The sequence below is a fragment of the Paenarthrobacter sp. TE3676 genome (assembly GCF_056279165.1).
The window spans coordinates 406,930-432,828 of the sequence record NZ_JBWBQU010000001.1 but is presented as its reverse complement, the minus strand read 5'-3'; the positions used below and the strand labels follow the sequence as shown (position 1 = coordinate 432,828).

24 protein-coding genes and 1 riboswitch are annotated in these 25,899 nt (G+C 62.2%); of the genes, 3 read left to right on the top strand and 21 right to left on the bottom strand.

What is annotated here, in order from left to right; all coding sequences use genetic code 11:
• Positions 1 to 44: 44 nt before the first annotated feature.
• The 15 genes from dprA to ACZ881_RS02050 form a co-directional block, all read right to left on the bottom strand.
• On the bottom strand, positions 45 to 1,277 hold the full coding sequence (gene dprA / locus ACZ881_RS02120; protein ID WP_476112259.1) for a DNA-processing protein DprA: 1,233 nt from the start codon (positions 1,275 to 1,277) through the stop codon (positions 45 to 47).
• Positions 1,274 to 2,815: a YifB family Mg chelatase-like AAA ATPase gene (locus ACZ881_RS02115; protein ID WP_476112257.1), complete on the bottom strand. Its 1,542-nt coding sequence runs from the start codon at positions 2,813 to 2,815 to the stop codon at positions 1,274 to 1,276. Before ACZ881_RS02115 ends, dprA begins: the two co-directional genes overlap by 4 nt.
• A complete protein-coding gene (locus tag ACZ881_RS02110; protein WP_476112255.1) occupies positions 2,815 to 3,180 on the bottom strand; it encodes a YraN family protein in 366 nt (121 codons plus the stop codon). Before ACZ881_RS02110 ends, ACZ881_RS02115 begins: the two co-directional genes overlap by 1 nt.
• Before the next feature lie 114 nt (positions 3,181 to 3,294).
• On the bottom strand, positions 3,295 to 3,639 hold the full coding sequence (locus ACZ881_RS02105; protein ID WP_026005632.1) for a DUF2469 domain-containing protein: 345 nt from the start codon (positions 3,637 to 3,639) through the stop codon (positions 3,295 to 3,297).
• A gap of 68 nt (positions 3,640 to 3,707) precedes the next feature.
• Positions 3,708 to 4,478 carry a ribonuclease HII gene (locus tag ACZ881_RS02100; protein WP_476112253.1) on the bottom strand — a complete coding sequence of 257 codons (771 nt, stop codon included), beginning with the start codon at positions 4,476 to 4,478 and terminating at the stop codon, positions 3,708 to 3,710.
• Positions 4,479 to 4,495: 17 nt separating this feature from the next.
• Positions 4,496 to 5,368 (bottom strand): signal peptidase I, encoded by an 873-nt coding sequence (lepB, locus tag ACZ881_RS02095; RefSeq protein ID WP_476112251.1) that lies wholly within the window; start codon positions 5,366 to 5,368, stop codon positions 4,496 to 4,498.
• Positions 5,369 to 6,046, bottom strand: coding sequence for a signal peptidase I (gene lepB / locus ACZ881_RS02090; protein WP_476112249.1), 678 nt, complete (start codon positions 6,044 to 6,046; stop codon positions 5,369 to 5,371).
• Between the two features lie 80 nt (positions 6,047 to 6,126).
• Positions 6,127 to 6,480 carry a 50S ribosomal protein L19 gene (gene rplS, locus ACZ881_RS02085; protein WP_014922079.1) on the bottom strand — a complete coding sequence of 118 codons (354 nt, stop codon included), beginning with the start codon at positions 6,478 to 6,480 and terminating at the stop codon, positions 6,127 to 6,129.
• 264 nt (positions 6,481 to 6,744) lie between these two features.
• The gene (gene trmD / locus ACZ881_RS02080) at positions 6,745 to 7,545 is read right to left on the bottom strand and encodes a tRNA (guanosine(37)-N1)-methyltransferase TrmD (RefSeq protein ID WP_476112247.1); all 801 of its coding nucleotides are present in this window, start codon (positions 7,543 to 7,545) and stop codon (positions 6,745 to 6,747) included.
• Positions 7,546 to 8,100, bottom strand: coding sequence for a ribosome maturation factor RimM (rimM, locus tag ACZ881_RS02075; protein WP_178996731.1), 555 nt, complete (start codon positions 8,098 to 8,100; stop codon positions 7,546 to 7,548).
• Positions 8,101 to 8,231: 131 nt separating this feature from the next.
• Complete coding sequence (locus tag ACZ881_RS02070; protein WP_011775119.1) at positions 8,232 to 8,474, bottom strand: RNA-binding protein; 243 nt, start codon at positions 8,472 to 8,474, stop codon at positions 8,232 to 8,234.
• A gap of 1 nt (position 8,475) precedes the next feature.
• Entirely contained in the window at positions 8,476 to 8,895 is a 420-nt protein-coding gene (rpsP, locus tag ACZ881_RS02065) for a 30S ribosomal protein S16 (RefSeq protein WP_017199647.1), read from the bottom strand.
• A 235-nt stretch (positions 8,896 to 9,130) separates the two neighbouring features.
• Positions 9,131 to 9,568, bottom strand: a complete 438-nt coding sequence (locus tag ACZ881_RS02060; RefSeq protein ID WP_256870802.1) for a hypothetical protein — start codon at positions 9,566 to 9,568, stop codon at positions 9,131 to 9,133.
• 101 nt (positions 9,569 to 9,669) lie between these two features.
• Positions 9,670 to 10,542 (bottom strand): VOC family protein, encoded by an 873-nt coding sequence (locus tag ACZ881_RS02055; RefSeq protein WP_476112245.1) that lies wholly within the window; start codon positions 10,540 to 10,542, stop codon positions 9,670 to 9,672.
• A gap of 78 nt (positions 10,543 to 10,620) precedes the next feature.
• Positions 10,621 to 11,703 carry an amidohydrolase family protein gene (locus tag ACZ881_RS02050; RefSeq protein ID WP_476112243.1) on the bottom strand — a complete coding sequence of 361 codons (1,083 nt, stop codon included), beginning with the start codon at positions 11,701 to 11,703 and terminating at the stop codon, positions 10,621 to 10,623.
• A gap of 83 nt (positions 11,704 to 11,786) precedes the next feature.
• Positions 11,787 to 11,894: riboswitch (TPP riboswitch) on the top strand.
• Between ACZ881_RS02050 and thiC the strand changes: the two genes are divergently transcribed.
• Entirely contained in the window at positions 11,890 to 13,758 is a 1,869-nt protein-coding gene (gene thiC, locus ACZ881_RS02045; protein ID WP_476112241.1) for a phosphomethylpyrimidine synthase ThiC, read from the top strand. (Overlaps the previous riboswitch by 5 nt.)
• Here the strand turns inward: thiC and ACZ881_RS02040 are convergent.
• Together ACZ881_RS02040 and ffh are read right to left on the bottom strand one after the other, a co-directional pair.
• On the bottom strand, positions 13,741 to 14,463 hold the full coding sequence (locus tag ACZ881_RS02040) for an alpha/beta fold hydrolase (protein ID WP_054808948.1): 723 nt from the start codon (positions 14,461 to 14,463) through the stop codon (positions 13,741 to 13,743). The genes thiC and ACZ881_RS02040 overlap by 18 nt on opposite strands.
• A gap of 64 nt (positions 14,464 to 14,527) precedes the next feature.
• Complete coding sequence (ffh, locus tag ACZ881_RS02035) at positions 14,528 to 16,108, bottom strand: signal recognition particle protein (protein WP_011775126.1); 1,581 nt, start codon at positions 16,106 to 16,108, stop codon at positions 14,528 to 14,530.
• A gap of 30 nt (positions 16,109 to 16,138) precedes the next feature.
• Here ffh and ACZ881_RS02030 point away from each other — a divergent pair, with 30 nt between their 5' ends.
• Entirely contained in the window at positions 16,139 to 17,659 is a 1,521-nt protein-coding gene (locus tag ACZ881_RS02030) for a glucose-6-phosphate dehydrogenase (protein WP_476112239.1), read from the top strand.
• Between the two features lie 90 nt (positions 17,660 to 17,749).
• Here ACZ881_RS02030 and ACZ881_RS02025 read toward each other — a convergent pair whose 3' ends face one another.
• Positions 17,750 to 18,088: a P-II family nitrogen regulator gene (locus tag ACZ881_RS02025; protein ID WP_011775128.1), complete on the bottom strand. Its 339-nt coding sequence runs from the start codon at positions 18,086 to 18,088 to the stop codon at positions 17,750 to 17,752.
• Entirely contained in the window at positions 18,085 to 19,416 is a 1,332-nt protein-coding gene (locus tag ACZ881_RS02020) for an ammonium transporter (RefSeq protein ID WP_091468128.1), read from the bottom strand. The genes ACZ881_RS02025 and ACZ881_RS02020 overlap by 4 nt, the downstream gene beginning before the upstream one ends.
• 276 nt (positions 19,417 to 19,692) lie before the next feature.
• Between ACZ881_RS02020 and ACZ881_RS02015 the strand changes: the two genes are divergently transcribed.
• Complete coding sequence (locus tag ACZ881_RS02015) at positions 19,693 to 20,931, top strand: MFS transporter (protein ID WP_476112237.1); 1,239 nt, start codon at positions 19,693 to 19,695, stop codon at positions 20,929 to 20,931.
• Here ACZ881_RS02015 and ftsY read toward each other — a convergent pair.
• The gene (ftsY, locus tag ACZ881_RS02010; RefSeq protein ID WP_476112235.1) at positions 20,924 to 22,129 is read right to left on the bottom strand and encodes a signal recognition particle-docking protein FtsY; all 1,206 of its coding nucleotides are present in this window, start codon (positions 22,127 to 22,129) and stop codon (positions 20,924 to 20,926) included. The genes ACZ881_RS02015 and ftsY overlap by 8 nt on opposite strands.
• Positions 22,130 to 22,149: 20 nt before the next feature.
• Positions 22,150 to 25,728: a chromosome segregation protein SMC gene (smc, locus tag ACZ881_RS02005; protein ID WP_476112665.1), complete on the bottom strand. Its 3,579-nt coding sequence runs from the start codon at positions 25,726 to 25,728 to the stop codon at positions 22,150 to 22,152.
• Positions 25,729 to 25,899: the final 171 nt, after the last annotated feature.

The window sequence follows — 25,899 nt, the reverse complement described above, 5'->3', positions numbered from 1 at the left end:
TACCAGTACAAAGAAGGTGCATCAACATGCTTGTCCTTGACGGACTAAGCATTTTTGACCCGTTTCCACCCTCCCCCTTCCGAGCCGGCCAAACCCAGCAACCCCAGCCGACCCAGGCCGGCCCGCACGGAATCCGCGCTCAGTCCTGCCACCACAGTCAGCTTTTCCACCGAGCTGGTGGACCGGAGAGGCAGTGCGTCCAGAAGAATGAGGTCCTCCAAGGACAGGCCATCGTGCACCGCTGCCCCTGAGTCCTTTTCCTCGCTTGTGGCTTCTCCTATGGCGCCGGCAAGCTCGGCAATTTCGCCAACGTCGGTAACACAGATTGCTCCCCCATCCCGGAGTAGGCGGTGACAGCCTGCCGAATTGGCACTGTGGATGGAACCCGGGACAGCAGCAACAACCCTTCCGATGGTTTCAGCATGATGGGCTGTGTTAAGGGCGCCCGACCTCCAGCGTGCCTCCACTACCACCGTCACTGATGCCAAGGCGGCAATGATCCGGTTCCGTTGAAGGAACCTGTAACGGGTTGGAGCCGATCCAGGTGGCACCTCAGAGATGACAGCGCCTTGAACGGACACTGCGCGAAGAAGGTCCTCGTTACCCGATGGGTAGAAACGGTCCACACCTCCTGCCATGACTGCGATGGTGGGCACGCTGGCGACTCCGCCGCTCAAGGCTCCACGATGTGCGTGAGCGTCGATGCCATAGGCTCCACCGGAAACCACGGTATAACCGCGTTGCGCCAAACCGTAAGCGAGATCACCTGTGACGGATGCTCCGTAATTGGTGCTGTCCCTGGAACCTACCAGGGCGATGGTTTGGCGGGCGGAGGGCAACTGCTGCTCCTGTCCCCGCCACCACAAACAAAGCGGCTCCTGGAGTCCCAGGTCTGCCAACTGCTCGGGCCACAAGTCATCACCGGGGATGATCAATCTCCCACCCAAACGACGCATGGTCTCCAAATCGCGGTCCGGCGCAAGGTCGGCGACGCGCGGTGCCCATCGCCGAAGGCTGGCCGGAAGTCCTGCCCACGACGATGCTCCTCCTCCGTCAACGAGCAAGGACGAGATCTCCTGTTCCAGGCTTTGACCTGTTCTCAGCTCGCCGCTTGCAACACCCAAGGCATCCACGGCGCCTACTGCCCTCACCAATGCGAGGCCTACTGAGTCCTGAGGTTCCATGAGCCGGGCCAATGCTGCCCTGGCTATGCGTTCTTTGTCTTGCTTCCCCAATTCGGCCACTGCTGTGAATCCCTTCGTGTCGGTATTTCTCATGTCGCAGCTGCAGCTTGGCGCAGGCCCAGTGCTTGGCCTATGTGATCCATGTCCGGCGTATCGCTGTGCGCGAGATCTGCCAGCGTCCATGCCAGCCGGAGGACGCGGTCGTAGCCGCGCGCAGTGAGGGTGCCCCGTTCCAGCGCAGTGTCCAGAATCCGGGTAGTCCCTGGAGGCAGCCGCAATTCACCCCGCAAGGTTCGCCCCGGCACTTGGGAATTCGTTTCAAGCCCCATGGCCAGCAGGCGCTCAAGCTGGCGTTCCCTGGCTGCCAGTACACGTTCCGCGACGATACGGGTATCTTCTTCTTCACCCGCATGGCCGAAATCGGCCAAGGACACCCGTTCAACCTGCAATTGAATATCTACGCGGTCCAACAGCGGTCCTGAGATTCGTCCGAAATACCTGCGCCGCATCATAGCCGTGCACGTGCAGTCCATGCCTTTGCCGGAGGCCTGTCCGCAGGGGCAGGGATTTGCGGCAAGTATGAGCTGAAACCGTGCCGGGTATGCCGCAGTTCCCGCTGAGCGATGGATGACCAGCTCTCCGCTCTCCAACGGTTGACGGAGGGCATCCAGTACCCGGCGCTCATACTCCGGGGCCTCGTCCAGGAACAACACGCCCCGATGTGCACGCGAGGCCGCCCCGGGCCGGGGCAGCCCTGAGCCTCCACCGATGATGGCAGCGGCGGTGGCACTGTGGTGGGGATTTTCGAAGGGCGGCCTGCGGACGAGCCGCACCGTAGACGACTGGACAGCGGCCAACGATCGGATAGCCGTAACTTCCATTGCCGCTGTGTCGGCCAAATCCGGGAGCAAGCCCGGCAAACGCTCAGCCAGCATGGTCTTGCCGGCCCCCGGTGGCCCGGTCAGCAACATGTGATGACCCCCGGCGGCAGCTACCTCCAGGGCACGTCGCGCCTCGCCCTGCCCCGACACATCGCAAAGGTCCGGCATCGTGGCTGCAACATCGTCGTCCTCATCCGGAGCATCGGCGTCCAAGGGATTGTAATCGAGGGCAAGGTCCTTGGGATCGGCGCCAAAGTCGAAGGCAAGCCGAGCGAGCGTTTTATAACCGCGGACCTTTGCCCCGGGAACAAGGGCGGCCTCCACGGCGTTGGAGTCGGCCACCACAATATCCGGATAGCCAGCCTGAACAGCGGCCATCACGGCAGGAAGTATGCCCCGTACCGGCCTCAACCTGCCGTCCAAGCCAAGCTCCGCGATGAAGACGGTTCCACCAATTTCACGGATGTCGTTGGCGGCGCGGAGCACGGCCATGGTGATGGCGAGATCGAATCCAGAGCCCCGCTTGGGGAGGGAAGCCGGAATCAGGTTGGCCGTGATCTTCCGTCTGCTCAGCGGAATCCCGGAATTCTGCGCCGCAGATCGAATGCGTTCCTTAGCCTCATTCAAGGAAGCATCAGGGAGCCCAAGGATCACAAAGTTCGGAAGAGTTTGGCCAATGTCAGCTTCGACCTCCACGATGTAGCCGTTGAGCCCTACCAGGGCAACGCAGTAGCTGCGTCCGACCCCCATCAGCCGACACCCCGCAGATGCTCCAGCTGCGGCTCGCCGACGCCGCTATCGATCACGGACACGACATCGATGCGCCTCCGCGGGGCGTTGAGGTCGTGCTCCCGGCACCACGCCGATGAGAGCCGGTGGAGACGGGCCAGCTTGGCCGCGTCTACTGCCTCAAAAGGATGTCCGTAATCCAGGCTCTTCCGGGTCTTCACCTCGGCAATTACCAAGGTGTCGCCCTCCAACGCCACAATGTCGATCTCGCCGTCCGGACACCGCCAATTGCGATCGACGATCCGCATTCCCTGGTTCTCCAGAAAACCGGCCGCCAGTGCTTCGCCGTTTCGACCAAGCTGGTCTTTTGCTCTCATGACCACCACCTCCGCTCACCAGCTTTCAGGCTGGTGGAAAGCGGCGGCAGAGGCCTATGAAGCTATGTGGGTAAACCTGGCCAAATGGTGGTTGTGGAGGACTACTCCAGGCAAAGGCAGGCGTTAGTTACCGAGATCTCCCAAATCCCCAAGTCCGCCATCCTTCGGCAGGGCCAGCTCCTCATTTCGCGGCAACTCTTCTACGTTGACGTCCTTGAACGTGATTACCCGGACGTTCTTCACGAAGCGGGCCGAGCGGTAAACGTCCCAAACCCAGGCATCCTGCAGGGTCAGGTCAAAATAGACTTCACCGTCCGCGCTGCGCGCCTGCAGGTCCACATGGTTAGCCAAGTAGAACCGCCGTTCGGTTTCCACTACATAACTGAACAGACCGACAACATCCCGGTACTCGCGGTAGAGCTGAAGCTCCATGTCGGTTTCATAGTTCTCAAGGTCCTCGGCGCTCATAGTTCCATCTTGCACTATCAGCCGGGCGGCCCGCGCCACGGAAGACGGCAGCGCCGCTCAGGGTGACGTCAGAGGAGTTCCGGCCCAGTGAGGTTCCAACTCGTCCGGTGGTACGCGCTTGGGCCCTGCAGGCGGATCATCTCCCGGTGGGCAGAGGTGGCGTAGCCCTTGTTCTCGTTCCAGCCGTAGGCAGGAAGTTCCGAATGCAGGCCCACCATGATGCGGTCCCGGGCCACTTTGGCCAGGACGCTGGCAGCGGCAACACTGAGGCAACTCATATCGGCCTTGACCTTGGTATGAACAGGCGCTTCGCACCATGGTCCCGAGTCGGACGTATCGAAGAGAGAGGCCTGAACCTCGGGCGACAACCAGTTGTGGCTGCCATCAAGCAGCACCGCATCAGGCGTAACACCGCCAGCCAGGATCTCGAACCAGGCGCGGGTTCCGGCCAAACGGAGCGCCGCGATGATGCCGATCTGGTCAATCTCCCGGGACGATGCGTGCCCAACGGCGGAGGCCACGGCCCACTCCCGTACCAGTGGTTCCAGCCTGTCGCGATCCTCAGGCTTGAGCAGTTTGCTGTCCCGGACGTCTGCCAACAAGCCGTGGTTCTCGAGGTTGACCACGGCAATTCCCACACTCACAGGACCAGCCAATGCTCCCCGCCCAACCTCATCCACACCGGCCAACAAGCGCACTCCGGAGGACAAGAAGGATCGTTCGACGTCAAGGGTAGGGAAACCCACCGGGTTCTTGGCCTTGGTGGTGGATTTCGCCGTTGTCTTGGACGCGGCTTTGACCTTCGCCTTGCCCTTCGTGCCGCTAGCCGTTGTTGCCATTACTTTGCCGGGATGCCTTACTTTGACGAGGTGCCTTCAGGGACGTCACGGAAAACGTCCTGATAGTTATCGAGGATGGTCCAGCGGTTGATCGGCCAAGCGATGACGGTAGCCTTGCCTTCGACGTCCTCAATGTCAACGAAGCCACCATTGACTTCCTGGTGCGCCCGGGAGTCCTCTGAGTGGTTTCGGTTATCGCCCATCACCCATACCTTTCCTTCCGGAACGACGACGTCGAACGTCATGGGCGAAGGCACTTCTGCCGGGTTGATATAGGTCTCGTTGACAGGCACACCGTTGATCGAAAGACGGCCCTCTGCATCGCAGCAGGAAACTCTGTCACCCGGGAGTCCGATGATGCGCTTAACAAGGTGTTGCTCATTGTCATCAGGAGCCAAACCTACGAACTCCAGACCGTCTCCCACCCAGTCCATGGGTCCGGCCGCCTTCTTGGCCACGGGCGGCAACCAAGCCTGAGCATCCTTGAAGACCACAACATCCCCGCGCTCAAGATCGAATGGCCCGGGAACCAAGAGATTGATGAAGATGCGATCGTTGACGTCCAAGGTGCTTTCCATGGATTCGGAAGGAATGTAGAACGCCCTGAACAGGAAAGTTTTGAGAAGGAAGGACAGCACCAGCGCAATCGCCACCACTGTGACGATCTCCTTGACCCACACGAGCACCGGATTTTTGCGCGGCTTCTCTGCAGCGTGGGAGCCGCCTTCAGAATCACGGGAACGGGGCTCGTCCGCGGCGTCGCGCGAGCCGGATGTGACGCCGTCGACCTGGCGCGGCTCAGCCACACCGGCGGCGGCACTTGCCGTTCCGTCTGAGAGCCGGGCGTCGTCGTCGTACCGCTCGGGATTCTCAGGAGCTTTGTCCGGCATTTACTGTCCGTTCTTCGATGATGTTTCAGCCTGCGCTGAGCGAGGCATCTCTGCAAATCTATCAAGTGGCCAAACAATCTGGACCGGTCGCCCGATAACACGCTCGACCGGGACCATGCCGCCACCCGGCGCTCCCAGTAGTCCACGGGAGTCAGCAGAACGCGAACGGTGGTCACCCATGAGCCATAGTCGGCCATCAGGAACTACGACGTCGAATTTCTGCGTGCTGGGCTCATCCCCCGAATACAGATATGGTTCCTCAAGAATCTGACCATTGACCGTGAGATGGCCTGCTGTGTCACAGCACTGGACGTGGTCGCCCCCGACCCCAATGACCCGCTTGACGTATGTCGTGTCACTGCCGGTGAGCCCGAACCATTGGCTTGCAGCCGACACCGCGTCAACGAATGGGCTCTGACCGCTGCTCAAGGGTGCGAAGGAACCGCGGCCGTCGAAGACCACAACGTCCCCGCGGCGGATCGGCTCGGCGCTGAAGGCCGTCCGCGAAACCAGGATCCTGTCCCCTTCAACGAGGAGGGGCTCCATGGACTCGGACGGAATGTAGTAGACATCCAGCCACAAGGACCGGACCAGGCCGCTGATCGCGACGGCCAGCACCAGTGCGAGCAAAACAAAACGCCAGCCCTGTTTACGGGGCTGGCGTTCTGTTGTGTCCATGACTCGTATCCCTGTTGCGTTGCGGATTGCTCCGGAACTACCGGGCACGAATCCTGGACCCGTTGCGTAAGTCGCGGGACTTACTTGGCGAAGTCGCGCTTTTCCTTGATCTTCGCAGCCTTACCGCGCAGTGCGCGCATGTAGTAAAGCTTCGCGCGGCGGACGTCACCCTTGGTGACGACCTCGATCTTGTCGATGATCGGGGAGTGTACCGGGAAGGTACGCTCTACGCCGACACCGAAGGAAACCTTGCGCACGGTGAAGGTTTCGCGAACGCCGTCACCCTGGCGGCCCAGGACGAAGCCCTGGAATACCTGGACACGGGAGTTCTTGCCTTCGATGATGTTGACGTGAACCTTGAGGGTGTCGCCCGCGCGGAACTCCGGAACATCGTTACGCAGCGAGGCTGCATCTACGCTATCGAGGATATGCATTAATCCACTCCTGGTGAACGCCACAGGTCATTCACTTTGGGTTACGGCAGACAAGCCCGGGCATGAAAGCAACCGGAAATCCCTGCCGAAGTTTCTTAGTGTCCAGCTCCGCCACTGATTGGCGTCGCCGGGTTGTCCGACTGTTGGCTGAACTCCCCCTGTGGCAGGTGTCAGCCCAGCAGACACAAGGGTTAATTCTGCCATAGTCGCCACCATCCGGCCAACTGCCATGACTCCCGCAACGTTCGACGGCGGAAAGTGGACTTAGTTTTCGGCGTCGCCGACCGGTCTGGCACGGAGGCGGCCGTCAACGACGTCGTACCCAAGGTCCGCGAGGGCCGTACGGTCCGCGCGACTCAACACACCGGCGTCGAAACCCTCCATAAGATCAGGCCTGCGCTCAGCCGTCCGGCGGAACTGCTCGTGGCGCCGCCACTGTGCAATCTTGCCGTGGTTACCGCTGAGGAGGATCGGGGGGACGTCGTGTTCCCGCCATGCCGACGGTTTGGTGTACACGGGATACTCCAAGAGGCCATCGGAGTGGGACTCCTCTACCAAGGACTCGGGGTTACCAACCACGCCGGGAAGGAGGCGGCCAATGGCCTCGACCATGGCCAACACGGCCACTTCTCCGCCGTTGAGGACGTAGTCACCGAGACTTACGGGCCGGACCGTGAAGTGTTCCTGCGCCCAATCGATGACGCGCTCGTCGATGCCTTCGTAGCGTCCGCAGGCGAACACCAGCTGCTCTTCTTCGGCTAGCTCATAGGCCAAGGCCTGGTTGAACTTCTCCCCTGCCGGCGAAGGGACAATCAGCACCGGCTTGGAGCCTTCGCGCGCTGCGGCAACCGATTCGAGGGCCTGCGCCCATGGCTCCGGTTTCATGACCATTCCAGCGCCGCCACCATACGGCGTGTCATCTACAGTCCGGTGCTTGTCCGTGGTGAAGGTGCGTAGATCGTGGACGTTGAGCTCCAACAACCCATCCTGGCGGGCCTTGCCGATGAGCGAAAGCTCGAGCGGGGCGAGGTACTCAGGAAATATGCTGACGACATCGATCCTCATTCAGGCATCATCCCCGGCGTCGTCCGTGGGCTCCTTGGGGTTCTCGTCGTTGATCTCAAAGAGCCCCGTCGGCGGGGTGATAAGGATGTACCCACCCTCGACGTTGACCTCCGGCACAATTTCCTCGACGAAGGGAACCAGGATTTCCTTGCCGTTGTCGGCCTTGACCGTCAACAGATCCTGAACGGGCAGCGTGGTGAGGGCGGCAACCTTGCCCACCACTTGCGAACCTACCCGGGCCTCCAGGCCAACGAGCTCGTGCTCGTACCAGCCCTCATCATCGTCTTCGTCGTCGAGTTCCTCGGTTTCGATGAAGAGCTTCGCCCCACGGATGACCTCGGCGGCATTGCGGTCGGCAATTTCTTCGAAGCCAAGCAGGAGGATGTCCTTGTTCCACCTGGCACTGCGGATGGTCAAAGGTCCAGCGGAGGCGGGCTCAACGACGAACTCCGTTCCGGCGACGAAGCGCTCGGAGGGGGCATCGGTGAGTACCTGCACCGTAACCTCGCCGCGGATGCCATGGGGTTTGCCGATCCGGGCCACCTGGAGCTGCATGGGTTCCTCTGAATTCTTGTAGTGTCCGCGCCGCCGGGCGGCAACGGACAGGAAAGTGTGGATAAAGCAATCCGGCCCCTCCACCATATTCGGTGAAGGGGCCGGATCTAAGACAAGTATTGCTGAGCGCGTTACCGGCGACGGTCTGTGTCGACGACGTCGACCCTGACCTGCTCGCCACCAGCCAAGGCTGCAACCACAGTGCGCAATGCGCGTGCGGTGCGTCCCTGACGGCCGATCACCCGTCCGAGGTCCTCCTGGTGAACACGCACCTCGAGGGATTCCCCGCGGCGGTTGTTCTTGGCACTGACCTTGACATCCTCAGGGCTGTCAACGATCCCACGGACCAAGTGCTCGAGCGCTTCTGCCAGCAACTTACTCAGCCTCGGTGGTCTCTGCTTCAGCCTCGGCCGGAGCTTCGGCTTCGTCCTTCTTGGCCTTCTTGGTGATGGCTTCCGGAATGATGACGGAACCCTTCTCCGGGGCTACGAAGGCTTCCTTCGGAGCTTTGGTCTTCAGGGTGCCTTCCTGGCCCGGCAGGCCCTTGAACTTCTGCCAGTCACCGGTGATCTTGAGGATCGCGGCAACCTGCTCGGTGGGCTGGGCGCCAACGGAAAGCCAGTACTGGGCGCGCTCGGAAGCGACCTCGATGTACGACGGCTCTTCGGTGGGGTGGTACTTGCCGATTTCTTCAATGGCACGGCCATCGCGCTTGGCGCGGGCATCCATGACGACAATGCGGTAGTACGGTGCGCGCATCTTACCGAAGCGCTTAAGGCGAATCTTTACGGCCACTTTTGTGGTCACTCCTGTTTCTGAAACGAGGTGAACCCGACGTTTTGCACCCGTGGGGCGGGCCATACTTGACGGTTCGAAGGACAAGATACGAGCACGGAGAGAGGGGCCGCACCGATCGAGTACCTGTCTATTGTGCCAGATGCCTGGAGCAAATACGACTCAGCCCACGTCGAGCGGCGTGTTCTTGCCCACTCCCCCGAATAAAACGTGCCGCGTGGTCCGCGTCAATGCATCATTCAGACCAGACGAAGAGTCCGGAGCGTTCCGCCTTTTCGACGTCCGTGGCGAGGGCGGCCAACTGCTGGACGTACTGGCGCGATCGGGCTGCATCAAACGGCATATCGTCCTGCGCGGCCCAGGCAGCAGCCACGTCATCGAGGACGTTCGCGTCGCCTTCGCTTTCATAGGTGAGCAGTTCGGCCAACGCCCTCACCATGGCTTCAGGAACCCCAAGAAGGGCATCACTGGTGACATCAACCAGGGCAAGCTCATAGTCAGCTCCGGCGGCGTGGACAGCTTGTCCTGCGAGGTCGCCCAACTGCTCCACCTCGAAGTCGGTGATTCCCTCAATCCTCACGGCGGGGCCGGTTACATCGGCACCCTTTTCAAGGGCAGCTGCCCGCTTGAGTGCTTCATCGTGGGTGGCTACAAAAATTTCGGCAAAGCCCATGGAGAGTACTCTCATTCCTTCGTGCTGACGGGGCGGCGGCGCGAATCCGAATGGCTCCGTGCCGTCACTGCCCAGCCTAGTGCAGGAGAAGCGGCAAGCTGCTAGCGGACGGCAACCCGCAGCTTGTTCCGCCACGGGTCCTCAAACTGAAGCTCAGCCCCGGTGTGCTGATGCTGCACTCCTGCAACCTTCAGGCGATCCGCCAACGCTGCGACGTCGTCACTTCCGGGCACTTCGATCAGAACCTCCCCGAGTCCGAGCGTGTCCTTTCGGGGGCCGGCACCGCGGCTGTTCCAGACGTTCATGGCCATGTGATGGTGGTAGCCGCCGGCGGAAACGAACAACGCCTGGCCATGCCAGCCTGCGGTCCGCTCGAAGCCGAGGGTCTCCACATAGAACTTTTGCGCAGTTTCGACGTCACCCACCTGCAGGTGCACGTGCCCGATCCCGGCAGCGGCCTCGCGTTGACCCGTCACGGCAGCTTCACTCAGGTGCTGCTGGAGGAAGCGCTGCGGGGGCAAGGCCACATTGTCCATCACAACATTGCTGCCGTCCCACTGCCAGAGCTCACGCGGCTTGTCGTAGTAAAGCTCAATTCCGTTGCCTTCGGGGTCAGTGAAGTAGAACGCTTCGCTCACCAGGTGGTCGGCGCTGCCTGCGAAAGCACGAGGTTCGTACTCCGCCGCCGTAGCAATAGTCGCGGCCAGCGACGGCTGATCCTGGAACAGGATTGCTGTGTGGAACAGACCGGCCTCTCCCCGCCCGGGAATCTGCAGTCCCGCAGCGGGGGCAAGGTGGACAACGGGCTTGGCTACGCGTCCGAGGTACAGGCCACCATCCTGCTCAGCCACGACTTCCAGGCCAAGTGCTCGCTGATAGTAGTCGCTCATGACCTTCATGTCGCCCACCTTGAGCATGACGCTGCCCATGGTGAGTTCGGCAGGCAGAAGATCCTGGCTGAATGATGAGGTCATGTGAAGCTCCCGGTTCTGAGGTGGCCGCGCATCGGCACCTTCTTACCTATCTAAATTACTTGAAGCTTCAATTTATTCCTAACGAACGACATTACCCCTGAGCACGACATGTTTGAGCGCCGCGATGGTACCCGGATGACGGCGCGGATCGTCACTGCACAGCACGACGTCGGCACTTGCGCCTTCGCTGATGCCCTCGACTCCCAGCCACTCACGGGCGCCCCAGGCGGCGGCGTGCAGGACCGCCGCCGGCGGAAGGCCGGCGTCGTGGAGTTCCATCATTTCGTCCGCAATCCTGCCGTGTTTGATCACGCTACCGGCGTCGGTACCGGCATAGACGGAAACCCCCGCTTCGAAGGCCTCCAGCACACGCTCGCGACGACGCTCCCAGAGACGCATCATGTGGTCCGCGTACTCCGGAAACTTCGGCGCTGCCTGGGCTGCGATATCCGGGAAGGTAGCGATGTTGACCAGGGTGGGGACGATGGGCACTGACTGTTCCACCAAACGGGGAAGGTGCCGCGGAAGGAGTCCGGTGGCGTGCTCTATGCAGTCGATATTGGCGTCGAGCATGTCATCGATGGTGTCCTCGCCGAAACAATGCGCGGTGACCCTTGCTCCCTCATCATGGGCCGCGGAAATGGCTTCCTTGACGGTCTTCGCGGGGAACGAGGCAGCGAGGTCTCCAACGCCGCGATCGATCCAGTCGCCCACAAGTTTTACCCAGCCATCTCCGTCACGGACTTCCTTTCGGACCGTTTCCACTAGTTCCCGCGGCTCAATTTCATGACCCAAACCGCGAAGATAACGCCGACTCCGGGCGATATGCCGACCCGACCTGATCAGTCGCGGCAGGTCCGTTCGTTGCTGCACCCAGCGGGTGTCGGCGGGCGATCCGCAATCGCGGATCAGCAGCGTTCCGGCGTCGAGGTCTGCTTGGGCCTGGGCGAGCGTTGCCTGTTCATCCACCGCTCCTCCAAGGCCGAGTCCGATGTGACAGTGGGCATCAACCAAACCTGGCAGGACCCAGCCATCCAATATCCTGTCCGGCGTCGCACCGGGACGCTCAAACGTCAGTATGCCGTCTACGGACCACAGCCCATGGCGCTCTTCGTCTGCCGATACGAGCGCAGGTCCGCTGAATTCGATGATGTTGGCCATGGCAAAAGCGTAGCGGGGGCGGCGTGTTGGAGCCTGGTGCCTGCATGTGACTGGGAGCCCGTCGGGAGCTGTGGTAGCTTCGTCTACGACCACACGGGGGCCCCTGCAGGGGCTGAGATCGGACTGACGCAGTCTGCGACCGTTGAACCTGTCCGGGTAATGCCGGCGAAGGAAGTGAGTATTCCCTTGAGCACCACAGAAACACAGCACAGCCCTGTTCAAAACCAGATCAACACGGGCCAAAACCAGACCAATACTGTCCAAAATACGGCGGAAACTGTAACGCAATCCCTGAAGTCCCATTCGTTGGCTTGGCTGGAAGATCCAGGTAACGGCATACGGGTCCCCGTCACGGAGATCGCCTTGGAGCCTTCTCCCAATGGGCAAGCAAACAAACCTCTGCAGGTATACCGAACAGCGGGCCCCGGAAGCGATCCCGTGGTGGGCCTGGAGCCTTTCCGTGCACCATGGATCGAATCCCGCGGAGACACGGAGGCTTATTCGGGGCGGGAAAGGAACCTGCTCGACGACGGTAAGTCCGCGGTTCGGCGTGGAGCCGCGTCAGCGGAGTGGAAGGGTGCGCAACCGGTGCCGCGCCGCGCCGTCGCGGGTAAGACCGTCACGCAAATGCACTACGCGAAACAAGGCGTCGTGACTCCGGAGATGCAGTTCGTTGCGTTGCGGGAGAACTGTGACGTTGAGCTGGTCCGCAGCGAAGTCGCCGCGGGATGGGCAATTATTCCGAACAACATCAACCACCCTGAATCCGAGCCGATGATCATTGGCAAGGCATTCTTGGTCAAGATCAACGCCAACATCGGCAACTCGGCAGTCACCAGCTCCATTGCAGAGGAAGTGGACAAACTGCAGTGGGCAGCCCAGTGGGGCGCTGACACGGTGATGGACCTCTCCACCGGAGATGACATCCACACCACTCGCGAGTGGATCATCCGCAACTCGCCCGTTCCGATCGGAACAGTGCCTATTTACCAGGCACTTGAGAAGGTAAACGGGGAGGCCAACCAGCTGACGTGGGAGATCTTCCGCGATACCGTGATCGAGCAATGCGAGCAGGGTGTGGACTATATGACCATTCACGCTGGCGTTCTGCTGAGGTACGTGCCCTTGACCGCCAACCGCGTCACGGGCATCGTTTCCCGCGGCGGATCGATTATGGCCGGATGGTGCCTGGCACACCACCAGGAGAACTTCCTCTACACGCACTTTGACGAGTTGTGCGAAATCTTCGCCAAATACGATGTCGCATTCTCCCTGGGTGACGGTCTCCGCCCGGGTTCCATCGCCGACGCCAACGACGCCGCGCAGTTCGCCGAGCTTGATACGCTCGCGGAGCTGACGCAGCGGGCGTGGGATTTCGACGTCCAGGTCATGGTGGAGGGACCCGGGCACATTCCCTTCCATCTGGTGCGGGAAAATGTGGAGCGTCAGCAGGAACTCTGCAAGGGTGCGCCGTTCTACACGTTGGGGCCGCTGGTTACCGATATCGCCCCCGGCTATGACCACATCACGTCAGCAATCGGCGCCACGGAAATTGCCCGCTACGGCACCGCGATGCTCTGCTACGTGACCCCCAAGGAGCATCTGGGGCTTCCCAACAAGGACGACGTCAAGACCGGTGTCATCACGTATAAGATCGCGGCTCACGCAGCGGACCTCGCCAAGGGACATCCGGGGGCCCATGAGCGTGATGATGCTCTTTCCAAGGCACGGTTCGAGTTCCGCTGGAGGGACCAGTTCGCTTTGTCCCTTGACCCGGTCACGGCAGAATCCTTCCACGACGAGACCCTGCCCGCCGAACCAGCGAAGACCGCGCATTTCTGCTCCATGTGCGGCCCCAAGTTCTGTTCGATGCGCATCAGCCAGGACATCCGTGACGAGTATGGTTCGGCAGAGTCGCAGGCCGCAATCGCCGGGATGTACAGCGGGATGCGGGAAAAGAGCGAGGAGTTCCTGGCCTCCGGCGGAAAGGTCTACCTGCCGGAACTTCAGGTCCCAACGAACTTAAACGGAAGCAGTTCAGGAAGCCTGAGCTGACATGGCTCGTCCGACGTCCGCGATGAATGAGCGGATTGCCTGATCGCCATCAACTGAATCCTGGGGCCGGTGTCCACCCGCTGCCACGCGGCGGAGGGCGCCGGTCTCCTGGAGATAGCCGGCGATTTCCTCGTACAGGGGCTCCCAACCGCCAGTGAGAACCAGCGTGGGAACGCCCGGCACAATGTGAAGCGGAGCTTCCCATGGCGGTGCTTGGAGCCGGAGCCTGTGTGCTGACCGCCGCGCCTCCGGAGTGTCCAGTCCGCCGGTCTCGGCGGAGAAAGCACGCCGGTAAAACTCACGCTGGTAATCGGCGTCGTTGAGCTGGTTTCGCACGTCGAACAGCGGTTCCATGAGGGCCCGATAGGAAGCAGTCGCCGGAAGCTCAGCGGTCAGGGACAAACAGGACGGCTCTACCAAGCAAAGTGAGTGCACCAAGTCCGGGCGCTCGACGGCTGCCAGCATGGCGGAAATTGCACCTTGTTCATGGGCAACGATGTGACCGCCGCCGGAATCGACCAACGCATTGATCAGAATGGCGACGTCCGCCGCCACGTTGGATTCCACCGGTTCGGCCATAGCGTCAAAGCCGTGCCGCCGGAGGAAGAGTGCATCATAAGCAAGGGCCATGCCATGCTGCTTCGGCCATGCCGCAGCACCGAAACTTCCCAGGCCATGGACGAAGACTACGCGCTGCTTATGCATTGGTTCAGCCTATTCCACGGCTCTGACATCCCAACTGCGACGCGGTTGGGATGTCAGCCACGGACTACTTGCCCAGGAACTTGTCGAAGCCCTTGGGGAGGTTGAGCGATGAGGGATCGAAGTCTGCTGCGCCTTGGCCGAATGCCGCGCCTGTGGGGGCTGCCGAGGCTGCATTTGCCCGTTTGGCTTCGGCATCCCGCAGCTCTTGGGCTGCCTTGGCAGGGTTGCCCGAGCGCGCTTTCTTCTTGGGAGCGTTCTTGCCGCCCTTGCGTCCGCCGCCGGGGCCGCCAAGGCCAGGCATCCCGGGCATACCCGGCATGCCACCGCCCTGAGCGAGCTTCTTCATCATCTTCTGGGCCTGGGCGAACCGCTCCAGCAGGCCGTTGACCTCAGACACGTGTACACCGGAACCCCTGGCGATACGTGCGCGGCGGGAACCGTTGATGATCTTCGGAGCCACACGCTCGTGCGGAGTCATGGAGCGGACAATCGCCTCGACGCGGTCGATCTCTTTTTCGTCGAAGTTCTCCAGTTGCTGCCGGATGTTTTGCGCACCCGGCATCATCATGAGCATCTTCTTCATGGAGCCCATGTTGCGGATCTGCTGCATCTGGGCCAGGAAGTCGTCCAGGGTGAAGTCTTCCTGGTCAGCGAACTTCTTCGCCATCCGGGCGGCTTCGTCTTTGTCCCACGCCTTCTCAGCCTGTTCGATCAGGGTGAGGACGTCACCCATGTCCAGGATGCGGGAGGCCATGCGGTCCGGGTGGAACAGTTCGAAATCGTCCAGGCCTTCACCGGTGGACGCGAACATGACCGGCTTACCGGTCACGGACGCTACCGAAAGCGCAGCACCACCGCGGGCGTCGCCGTCGAGCTTGGAGAGCACGATACCCGTGAAGTTGACGCCTTCATCAAACGCCATCGCCGTGTTGACGGCATCCTGGCCAATCATTGAGTCGATGACGAAAAGGACTTCGTTGGGGATGATCGCCTGACGGATGCGGCGGGCCTGATCCATCATCTCGGCGTCGACGCCAAGGCGGCCGGCGGTGTCAACGATCACGACGTCGTGCAGCTTCTGGCGCGCTTCCTCGACGCCGGCCTTGGCTACGGCTACCGGGTCACCGGCAGGGTGCTCGAGCTCGGACGTAGCACCGGGGTGCGGAGCGAACACGGGGACGCCCGCGCGCTGACCAACAACCTGGAGCTGGGTCACTGCATTGGGTCGCTGGAGGTCACAGGCCACCAGCATGGGGCTGTGGCCCTGGGCCTTGAGCCACTTGGACAGCTTGCCGGCGAGGGTGGTCTTACCGGCACCTTGGAGGCCGGCAAGCATGATGATGGTGGGGCCGGTCTTGGCCAGGCGGATGCGGCGGGTTTCGCCACCGAGGATCTCCTTGAGTTCCTCGTTGACGATCTTCACGATCTGCTGGCTCGGGTTCAGTGCTCCCGAGACTTCGGCGCCCAACGCACGTTCGCGGATACGGCCAGTGAACTCGCGGACCACGGATACGGCAACGTCCGCATCCAACAAGGCACGGCGAATCTCGCGAACGGTGGCATCGACATCAGCCTCGGTGAGGCGGCCCTTGCCACGAAGGTTCTTGAAGGTTGCTGTCAACCGGTCAGAGAGTGAATTGAACACGCGCCGTGCACTTCTTTCGATGGTCTACGAATGGCGGCCAATACGGCACGCCATAGTCTTGACGATTCTTGCCCCGGCAAATATGTCTCAAGTACGGGACTCGACTATCTAGGGTACCAAGTCGCACCTGCAAGATGGCATGCTGGCACAGTGACCAGCAAAACAACTGTAAAAACGTTGCTCATCCTCGGCGCGTCCGGGGACCTGACAGGCAGGCTGCTCCTGCCCGGACTTGCCGGACTCCTGGCTTCCGGCCGGGCGCCCGGACTTCGGCTGGTCGGGGCAGGTTCCGACCCTTGGTCCCCTGGACAGTGGCAGGAACGGGTTCATGGCGCCTTCGCTGCAGCGTCGGATGCAGCCGATGCAGGAGGCCGCGCTGCTCTGGCTGCTGTCGCCGCAGCAACCGAATACCATCAGCTCGATGTTACGGCAGACGGGCCTCTGGCGGAGCTGCTGGCCGGGTTGGGGGGCCCGATTGCCATCTACTTCGCCCTTCCGCCGCACATCAGCCAGAAGGCCTGCGAGGTTCTCCACAAGGATCAGCTGCCCGCGGGAACACGCTTGGTGATGGAGAAGCCATTCGGTTCGGGAACAGAATCTGCGCATGAGCTGAACAAGACGCTGGCCGCACTGGTGCCCGAGGACCACATCCACCGCGTGGACCATTTCCTGGGCAAAGCCACGGTGCTGAACATCCTGGGACTTCGTTTCGCCAACAGGTTCCTGGAACCGGTGTGGAACCGCGATCACATCGAGAAAGTGGAAGTCATCTTTGACGAGGACCTGGCACTTGAGGGCCGCGCCCGGTACTACGACACTGCCGGGGCCCTCCGCGACATGATCCAGAGCCACCTCCTGCACATCATGGCTTTCCTGGCCATCGACGCGCCGGCCACCATCGAAGAACGGGACCTGCGCGACGCCGTGGCGACGGTCCTGCGAGCCAGCAGCATCAAAGCCCCGTACACCGATTCCACACGCCGGGCCCGATACACCACGGGAACCCTCGGAGAACGAACGGTGCCGGATTACGCTGCCGAGGAAGGCGTGGACCCGGCCCGCAACACTGAAACCCTTGCAGAGGTCCGGGTGGACATCGATAACTGGCGTTGGAAGGGTGTCCCGTTCATCCTTCGCTCCGGCAAAGCCATGGGACGCCGACGCAAGGAGGCCGTGATCACCTTCCGTCCTGTCCCCCACCTGCCCAAAGGATTTTCGGGCGTGGACTCCCCCAACCAGCTGCGGATCGGTTTCGGTCCGGACGTGCTCCAACTCGACGTCGACGTGAACGGCCCCGGCGACATCTTCACGCTGGACCGCGCTAGTTTGGTGGCCCAGCTCAACGCAGCCGGAATGCTGCCTTATGGAGAGGTGCTGGAGGGCATCCTCAACGGCGACCCGTTGTTGTCCGTTCGGGGCGATACTGCCGAAGACTGCTGGCGGATCATCGAGCCTGCTCTTCGCGCCTGGGAGGGCGGCGACGTCCCGCTTCAGGAGTACGACGCCGGCAGCGCCGGGCCGGCGGACTGGCCCACCGTCGTCGAGGACTAAAGAAGGTGTGAAGGATAGACACCGCCAACACGGCAAGCGGGCCGGGTACCTTGAACTGGTACCCGGCCCGCTGTGTGTTGACTGAAGGACTTAGATTGCGGCTGCGCCGCGCTCCCCGGTCCTGACCCGGACTGCTTCGTAGACATCCACGGTCCACACCTTGCCGTCACCGGCGCGGCCCGTGTTTGAGCTGGCGATGAGGACATCCAGGATGTCGTCTGCCTGCTCATCCGTGGCCAGGACCTCGATGCGGATCTTGGGCAGCAGGTCCACGTTGTACTCGGCTCCGCGATACACCTCCGTGTAGCCGCGCTGACGGCCGTAGCCACTGGCCGCGCTGACCGTCAGGCCCTGGACCCCGTACGACTCGAGGCCTTCCCGGACTGCTTCAAGCTTTTCGGGACGGACGATCGCTGTAATGAGCTTCATGCCTGGACACTCTCCTTGCCTTCTGCGGGGGTCTTGGCTGCGGCGGGGTCGGATTTTCCAGTCACTGCATTGTGCAGCGGCTGGAAGCTGCCACCGTGGCCATTGACGCCGAACTCGTATGCCGTCTCAGCGTGGAGGCTGAGGTCGACGCCAACATTCTCCTGCTCCGTGGAGACCCTGAAGCCCATGGTCTTGTGGATGGCGAAGGCAATGATGGCGGTCATGATGGCGGAGAACGCGATGGCGATACCGGCCGCTGCGAGCTGTGCCCACATCTGCGTCATGCCGCCGCCGTAGAAGAGGCCGCCACCGACTCCATCAGTGGACTTGGCGATGAAGCCAAGGGCCACGGTGCCGATAATGCCGGAGACGAGGTGGACGCCAACTACGTCCAAGGAGTCATCGAAGCCCCAACGGAACTTCAGGCCAACTGCCAGGGCAGAGGCAACGCCTGCAACTACGCCCAGACCGAGGGCGCCAATGGGATCTACGTTTGCGCAGGCCGGGGTGATGGCTACAAGTCCTGCTACAACACCGGACGCTGCGCCGAGCGACGTCGGGTGGCCGTCACGAATGCGTTCGGTGATGAGCCAGCCGATCATGGCTGCTGCAGGGGCTGCCAGGGTGTTGATCCAGATCAGGCCCGCCTGTTCCGCGGTGGTTGCGGCGCCGCCGTTGAAACCGAACCAGCCGAACCAGAGAATCGCAGCGCCGAGCATCACGAACGGGATGTTGTGGGGGCGGTGGTTCGGGTCCTTGCCGAACCCGCGGCGGTTACCGATGATGAGGACCAGAACGAGTGCCGCGACACCCGCGTTGATGTGGACTACGGTGCCGCCGGCAAAGTCGATGGCCGGGCCGAGGGCCTTGCCAATGGCGCCTTCGGGACCGAACAGGCCGCCGCCCCAGACCATGTAAGCCAGCGGGCAGTAAACCAGGGTGACCCAGACAGGAACGAAGATGCTCCAGGCGCCGAACTTGGCGCGGTCTGCGATTGCGCCGCTGATAAGGGCGACGGTGATGATGGCGAAGGTGGCTGCGTAGCCGATCTTGATCATCGCGTCCGGTGTCGTTTCAACTCCGGCAAGACCGAAGGCAGCAAAGGGGTTGCCCACAATCTGCATGAAACCTTCACCGGAGCTCATGGAAGCGCCCCACAGCACCCAGACGACGCCCACGATGCCGATGGAGATGAAGCTCATCATCATCATGTTCAGGGCTGCTTTGGCGCGTGTCATGCCGCCGTAGAAAAATGCCAGACCAGGTGTCATGAACAGCACAAGCGCCGCCGCCACCATGACCCATACGTGACCTGCGGTAAGTTCCATGGTGCACGTTCCTCTCTTGCTAGATCTGCGGTTCAACCGCTGTCCTGACGCCGTTTGCGTCCTGCTTAAGAGTTTTGTGCCGCCGTGTTTCACCTGCGCAGGTTTTACATTGCGGGCTCGTTACAACAACCTCCCCAACGTAAATGGTGCATATCCCCGGTGTTACGGATATGTTTCAGGCGTCGGACTCCACCGGAAATACCCGGTTTTGGACCACAGGCACCTCAATATCCCCGGAAGTAACACCAGAAACCCCACCAGAAGGACCAGCACCGTATGACCGAGTCGCCCAGATCCGTCAAAGCCCCAAGGATCAGGCCGGATAAGGCTCCCCTTCCGCGCGACATCAAGGTGATGTTGGCTGCAGCGTTCCTGATCGCCCTGGGCTTCGGCTTGGTGGCCCCCGTACTGCCGCAGTTCGCTACGACGTTCGATGTTGGTGCCACGGCCGCCGCGGTGATCGTCAGCATCTTCGCGTTCATGCGGTTGGTCTTCGCCCCTGCAGGCGGCGCCTTGATTGGACGGTTCGGTGAGCGGAACGTCTACGTCACCGGTTTGTTGATCGTGGCCGTCTCCACCGCGGCATGCGCTTTCGCGCAGGACTATTGGCAACTACTGATCTTCCGGGGCCTCGGAGGGGCCGGCTCTGTGATGTTCACCGTTGCCGCCATGGGACTGCTCATCCGCCTCGCACCGCCCGAACGTCGGGGCCGCGTGTCCGGGGCTTACGCCTCCGCATTCCTGATCGGAAGCGTCCTGGGTCCGGTCGTGGGCGGTTTGCTGGCAGGCTTCGGCCTCCGGGTACCGTTCCTTGCCTACGCAGGAGCGTTGTTGGTGGCGGCCTTGGTGGTGCGCACCATGCTCAGCGGAGAAGGCAACGCGGCCGAGAACGCTACACCTGCCCCGGCCATGACGCTCAAGGAAGCCCTGGCGGACTCCGCTTACCGCGCCGCCATATTTTCGAGCTTTGGCAACGGCTGGGTGACCTTCGGCGTCCGAATGGCCACCATCCCGCTGTTCGCCGTGGCCGTCCTGCAGTCAGCGCCCGAGACCGCTGCCTGGGCGCTGGCCATTTTTGCTGTGGGCAACGCCTTGGCGCTGACCTTCAGCGGGCGGCTCGCAGACGCTTGGGGACGTAAGCCCCTGCTCATCCCAGGCTTGCTCATCACGGGCGCAGCCACCGGCGTTATAGGACTCACCACCGACCTGACTGCATTCCTCATCGCATCCGCAGTGGCGGGTTTCGGCTCCGGATTGCTGGGCCCGGCGCAACAAGCCGCCGTCGCGGATGTCATCGGTCGCGGACGCTCGGGAGGGAAAGTACTCGCCATCTTCCAGATGGCGGCCGACACGGGCGCGATTGTCGGTCCGATTGTGGCCGGTCTGCTCGCTGACCGCCTCGGCTACGGATGGGCGTTCGGCATCACCGGAGGAGTGCTCATCCTCACCGCAGTGGCATGGCTGCCGGCGCGCGAACCCTCAAAGCACTCCCCCTCCGGTGACGACGTTAATTGAGCAGTGCGTCCACAAAGCTCTCGGCGTCAAACGGTGCGAGGTCGTCCGGGCCTTCACCCAAGCCAATGAGCTTCACCGGGACGCCCAGTGACTTTTGGATGGCCACGACGATGCCGCCCTTGGCGGTTCCATCCAGCTTGGTCAGCACGATGCCGGTGATGTTCACCACCTCCGCGAAGACGCGGGCCTGGTTGAGGCCGTTCTGTCCGGTGGTGGCGTCCAGGACCAGCAGGACTTCATCAACTTCGGCCAGCTTCTCAATAACGCGCTTGACCTTGCCAAGCTCATCCATCAAACCGGTCTTGTTCTGCAGGCGTCCTGCGGTGTCAACCATGACCACATCGACTTCCTGATCGATGCCGGCCTTCACGGCTTCGTAGGCCACGGACGCGGGATCGGCGCCGTCGATGTCGGACTTGACCGTAGGCACGCCCACGCGCTGTCCCCAAGTGGCCAACTGCTCCGCAGCAGCTGCGCGGAAAGTGTCAGCGGCGCCCAACAGGACATCCTTGTCTTCGGCCACCAGCACACGTGCCAGCTTGCCCACTGTGGTGGTCTTGCCAACGCCGTTCACGCCAACAACCAGCACGACGGCGGGACGGTCAGCTTTGCGCTCGACGTTCAAGGAGCGGTCCATGGAGGGATCGACCAGCTTGATGAGCTCCTCACGGAGCATTGCCTTGACGTCCTCGGGGCTGCGCGTGCCCAGCACCTTGACGCGCTCACGCAGTGCATCGACCAGCTGCATGGTGGGTTCGGTGCCAAGATCGGCCAGGAGGAGGGTCTCCTCCACCTCGTCCCAGACGTTTTCATCGATCTTGTCGCCCGACAGCAGAGCCAGGAGGCCCTTGCCCAGGATGTTGTTGGACTTGATCAAACGCGCGCGGAGGCGGGTGAGCCTGCCTTCCACCGGCGCCGGAGTATCAATCGCGATGGTTTCGAGCCCGCCGGCGTCATCCGGGACATCCGTATCCTCCACGGTCCCGTCGAAGGTCGGGGCCGGAGCGGTCACCGCATCCGGGCGGTCCTCCACAAGGGTTCCGCCGCCTGCTGCTGATGACTGGACGGGATCGTTCGCGTCGCGTGTTCCGGGGTACTTGGCTCCGGTCTTCCGGGCTTTCATCAGTACCGGCACGAGTCCGCCGACCACTACGAGCGCAGCGAGAATGGACAGAATTATGGGTAGGAAATCGTTCACTCCCCTACCTTCTCATAAAGCTATGCCCCGGCACCGAGCCTCTGGCTGATGACCGTAGAGACGCCGTCGCCCCTCATGGTGACTCCGTAAAGCGCATCCGCCACTTCCATGGTGCGCTTCTGGTGGGTGATCACGATCAACTGGCTGGACTCGCGCAGTTCCTCGAAGATGGTGATGAGCCTGCCCAGGTTGGTATCGTCCAACGCCGCCTCCACCTCGTCCATGACATAGAACGGTGAGGGCCGGGCTTTGAAGATGGCCACCAGCAGCGCCACTGCCGTGAGTGAGCGCTCCCCGCCGGAGAGCAGCGAAAGCCTCTTGATTTTCTTTCCCGCAGGCCGGGCCTCTACTTCAATTCCCGTGTTCAGCATGTCGTCAGGGTCCGTGAGAACCAACCTGCCCTCACCACCAGGAAAGAGCCGGGCAAAGACGTGGTCGAACTGGGCGGAAGTATCAGCAAAAGCCTCAGTGAATACCTGCTGGACACGGTTGTCCACCTCTTTGATGATGTCCAGCAGGTCTTTGCGGCTGGATTTCAAGTCCTCGAGTTGCGAGCTAAGGAACTGATGCCGTTCTTCCAAGGCGGCGAACTCTTCCAACGCGAGCGGGTTTACTTTGCCCAGCGCCGCGAGTTCCCGCTCGGCCTTTTTGAGCCTCTTCTCCTGTTCCGCCCGGACGAACGGAACTCCCTCAATGATGGCCTCGCCATTCTCATCAACGGGCGCCCGCAGTTCAGCCCACTTATCGGTGGTGGTTCCAGGAGGCAACGGAACCGGTTGATCGGGACCATAATCTGCGATGAGTTGTTCAGCGGAGAGGCCCAGTTCTTCGATGGACCGCGTCTCCAGGGCCTCGATACGGAGCCGCTGCTGTGTCCGGGCCATCTCGTCCCGGTGGACGGAATCGGTAAGTTGGGCAAGCTCCCGGGCCAAGGCATCGTTACCAGCGCGGACCTCGGTGAGTTCCTTCTCCAGCTGCTCCCGCTTTTGCTCGGCAAGGTCACGATCATAGCCCGCCAAATCCACCGAAATATCGATGAACCGGAGGGTCTGCTCCACCGCTGACGCGACTGCCGCGGCACGCTGGGCCTGGGCGCGTCGGCGTTGGGCCCGGCGGGCGGCTCCTTCACGGGCGCGGCGTTCTGTCGCTGCTGCCCGCTCCAGCGATGCAGCCCTGTTGCTGATGGCCCCCACTTGCTCCTCGGACGTGCGGAGGGCAAGGCGGGCCTCCGTTTCTTGTGCCCGGGCGGTTCTGGCCTTGGCAGCGAGTTCGTCCCGTTGGTCGGTGGACGGTTCCTCGTCCGGAGCTTCCTGGGCCGCGGCGAGGCGCTCCGCCGCAACTTCGAGGTCCAGTTGAGCATCGGCGATGTTGGCTTCAGCCTTGGCCATGGAAGCAGCGAGCCGTTCGCTTTCTCCAACAGCACTGCGAAGAACCGAATTAAGGTGACCCAAGCGCTCGGCTACCGCCGCAAGCCGGGCGTCCGATTCGTGCAGCCTCTCCAACGCGGCATCGGCGCGGTCCTGCGCCTCAGCGCGGCGGGACTGGGCCCCGGCCAGGGCGAACCGTCCACGTTCCAGACGGGCCGTGACCTCCTGAAGCCGGGCAACGGCGTCGTCAACTGCTGCCTGGACCTCAAGCAGCGACGGCGCGTTGGCAGATCCTCCTGTGATGGTCAGGGAGGTCAGGATGTCACCTTCCCGGGTGACGGCCCTGAGGCCGGGATGTTCCGCGATGAAGGCTGCCGCCGCCTCCAGATCATCGACGACGGCGGTCCGCGCCAGGAGCCCGAGCGCGCCTTGGGCAGCGGGATCAGCAATCTTGACAACATCCGCTGCCCAGCGGCTGCCACCGGGAAGCGCGGGGTTGGCACGGCTGTCTGCATTGACAGCGGTACCGCCGGCTAGAAGCAATGCTGCCCGCCCGCCGTCGTTATCCTTCAACAATCCAATGGCTGCTAAAGCAATATCCTGATCGGCAACCACCAAGGCATCGGAGGCACTCCCCAAGGCGGCAGCTATGGCGGCCTCGTATCCCGGCTCGATGGAAACCAGCGCGGCCAAAGGTCCAAGCACGCCATCGGCCGTGAGGAGACTTCCGGACCCGTCCTTGCGGTTGAGCCCAAGCTGAAGGGCATCGCGACGTGCCATCAGCGCGTCCCGCTCACGGACAGCTTCCCGCTCAGAAGCTTTGAGCTCCTCGATTTCCGCGAGGACTGCGTCCAAGACGTCATTGGCATCCTCATAGTCAGCGTCAAGGCTCTCTTCGCCATCCTCAACACCGGCCACTTGCGACTCAAGGGCAGTGAACTCGCTCTGGGCCTTGCGGCGCCGTTCGTCACCTGCAGCGAGGGATTCCCTGAGGCGACCACGTTCGGCCTCGGCAGCTTCAGCCCTGGACCTGGCCGCGGCCACCTGGCCTGCCAATCTGGCCAGCCCTTCCCGACGGTCGGCGGCTGCCCTCAGCATGGCCGTCAAGCGTTTGTCTTCCGCAGCTGCGAGCGCTTCGGCCGAGTCCTTGGCAACTGTGGCTTCCAGGAGTGCCGCTTGCTTTGCAAGGATGTCGTGCTCAAGGGCAGCCTGTTCCTCACGGACCCTGGCGGCTTGGCGTTCGAGTTGCTCGGGGTCGCGTCCCGTGTCCGGGCTGACCTCCGAGGAACCCAAGAGCCTCCTGCGCTCCGTGGCCAGTGATCCGAGCGAGCGGAGTCGTTCCCTGTTTGCTGAGAGCTGGTACCAATGGTCGCGTGCTGCGTTGAGTCGCGGTGTGGCTTCGGTGGCCTGTTGCTCCAAGGCAGCTTGGCGTCGCCTCCCCGCACCCAGCTCCGCTTCAACCACCTGACGGCGCTCCTTGAGCGCTGCTTCGTCGGCGACGTCCTTTTCAAGGGTTGTGGTCAGTTGCACGAGGTCGTCAGCTAAAAGTCGTGCGCGGGCATCACGGACATCGAACTGGACTGTTTGGGCACGGCGGGCTATTTCTGCCTGCTTGCCCAAGGGGGTTAATTGCCGCCGTATCTCTGCCGTGAGGTCACCGAGCCGTGCGAGGTTGGCCTGCATGGCTTCCAGCTTGCGGACAGTCTTTTCCTTGCGGCGGCGGTGCTTAAGGATGCCTGCGGCTTCTTCGATGAAGCCGCGGCGGTCCTCAGGGGTGGCATGGAGTACGCGGTCCAGCTGGCCTTGTCCGACGATGACGTGCATCTCGCGGCCGAGGCCTGAATCGGAGAGGAGTTCCTGGATGTCCAGGAGCCTGCAGGGTGCGCCGTTAATGGCGTACTCGGACCCACCCGTACGGAAGAGGGTCCGGGAGATGGTGACTTCGCTGTACTCGATGGGGAGTGCGTTGTCCGCATTGTCGATTGTCAGGGCTACATGGGCCCGGCCCAGCGGAGGCCGGCCTGAGGTACCTGCGAAGATGACGTCTTCCATCTTGCCGCCGCGGAGGGTTTTTGCGCCCTGCTCTCCCATGACCCAGGCCAAGGCATCCACCACATTGGATTTGCCCGAGCCGTTGGGACCGACGACGGCAGTGACGCCCGGCTCAAAGTCGAAGGTCGTGGCCGACGCAAACGACTTGAATCCTCGGACAGTCAAACTTTTCAGGTGCAAGGCGCTTCGGTTCTCCTGGGTGGCCCGGGTGTCTGTATCCACTAAATCTACTGCGGTTTGTGCGAAATCCGCGGATCTGAAGGCGTAAGCCCTTGCGGGCGGCAAGCCACGCCCCTACACTCCTGCCAAGGGTTACTTGGCGGATTCGTTCCTGTGATCCGGCTTCGGCTT

What these genes read in the sequence shown, in the direction of transcription:
- dprA (WP_476112259.1), bottom strand. Translation starts at nt 1,277, where the DNA reads ATGAGAAATACCGACACGAAGGGATTCACAGCAGTGGCCGAATTGGGG.
- ACZ881_RS02115 (WP_476112257.1), bottom strand. Translation starts at nt 2,815, where the DNA reads ATGGGGGTCGGACGCAGCTACTGCGTTGCCCTGGTAGGGCTCAACGGC.
- ACZ881_RS02105 (WP_026005632.1), bottom strand. Translation starts at nt 3,639, where the DNA reads ATGAGCGCCGAGGACCTTGAGAACTATGAAACCGACATGGAGCTTCAG.
- ACZ881_RS02100 (WP_476112253.1), bottom strand. Translation starts at nt 4,478, where the DNA reads ATGGCAACAACGGCTAGCGGCACGAAGGGCAAGGCGAAGGTCAAAGCC.
- lepB (WP_476112251.1), bottom strand. Translation starts at nt 5,368, where the DNA reads ATGCCGGACAAAGCTCCTGAGAATCCCGAGCGGTACGACGACGACGCC.
- lepB (WP_476112249.1), bottom strand. Translation starts at nt 6,046, where the DNA reads ATGGACACAACAGAACGCCAGCCCCGTAAACAGGGCTGGCGTTTTGTT.
- rplS (WP_014922079.1), bottom strand. Translation starts at nt 6,480, where the DNA reads ATGCATATCCTCGATAGCGTAGATGCAGCCTCGCTGCGTAACGATGTT.
- trmD (WP_476112247.1), bottom strand. Translation starts at nt 7,545, where the DNA reads ATGAGGATCGATGTCGTCAGCATATTTCCTGAGTACCTCGCCCCGCTC.
- rimM (WP_178996731.1), bottom strand. Translation starts at nt 8,100, where the DNA reads ATGCAGCTCCAGGTGGCCCGGATCGGCAAACCCCATGGCATCCGCGGC.
- ACZ881_RS02060 (WP_256870802.1), bottom strand. Translation starts at nt 9,568, where the DNA reads ATGGGCTTTGCCGAAATTTTTGTAGCCACCCACGATGAAGCACTCAAG.
- ACZ881_RS02055 (WP_476112245.1), bottom strand. Translation starts at nt 10,542, where the DNA reads ATGACCTCATCATTCAGCCAGGATCTTCTGCCTGCCGAACTCACCATG.
- ACZ881_RS02050 (WP_476112243.1), bottom strand. Translation starts at nt 11,703, where the DNA reads ATGGCCAACATCATCGAATTCAGCGGACCTGCGCTCGTATCGGCAGAC.
- ACZ881_RS02040 (WP_054808948.1), bottom strand. Translation starts at nt 14,463, where the DNA reads ATGCATAAGCAGCGCGTAGTCTTCGTCCATGGCCTGGGAAGTTTCGGT.
- ACZ881_RS02030 (WP_476112239.1), top strand. Translation starts at nt 16,139, where the DNA reads ATGGCGGCCAATACGGCACGCCATAGTCTTGACGATTCTTGCCCCGGC.
- ACZ881_RS02025 (WP_011775128.1), bottom strand. Translation starts at nt 18,088, where the DNA reads ATGAAGCTCATTACAGCGATCGTCCGTCCCGAAAAGCTTGAAGCAGTC.
- ACZ881_RS02020 (WP_091468128.1), bottom strand. Translation starts at nt 19,416, where the DNA reads ATGGAACTTACCGCAGGTCACGTATGGGTCATGGTGGCGGCGGCGCTT.
- ACZ881_RS02015 (WP_476112237.1), top strand. Translation starts at nt 19,693, where the DNA reads ATGACCGAGTCGCCCAGATCCGTCAAAGCCCCAAGGATCAGGCCGGAT.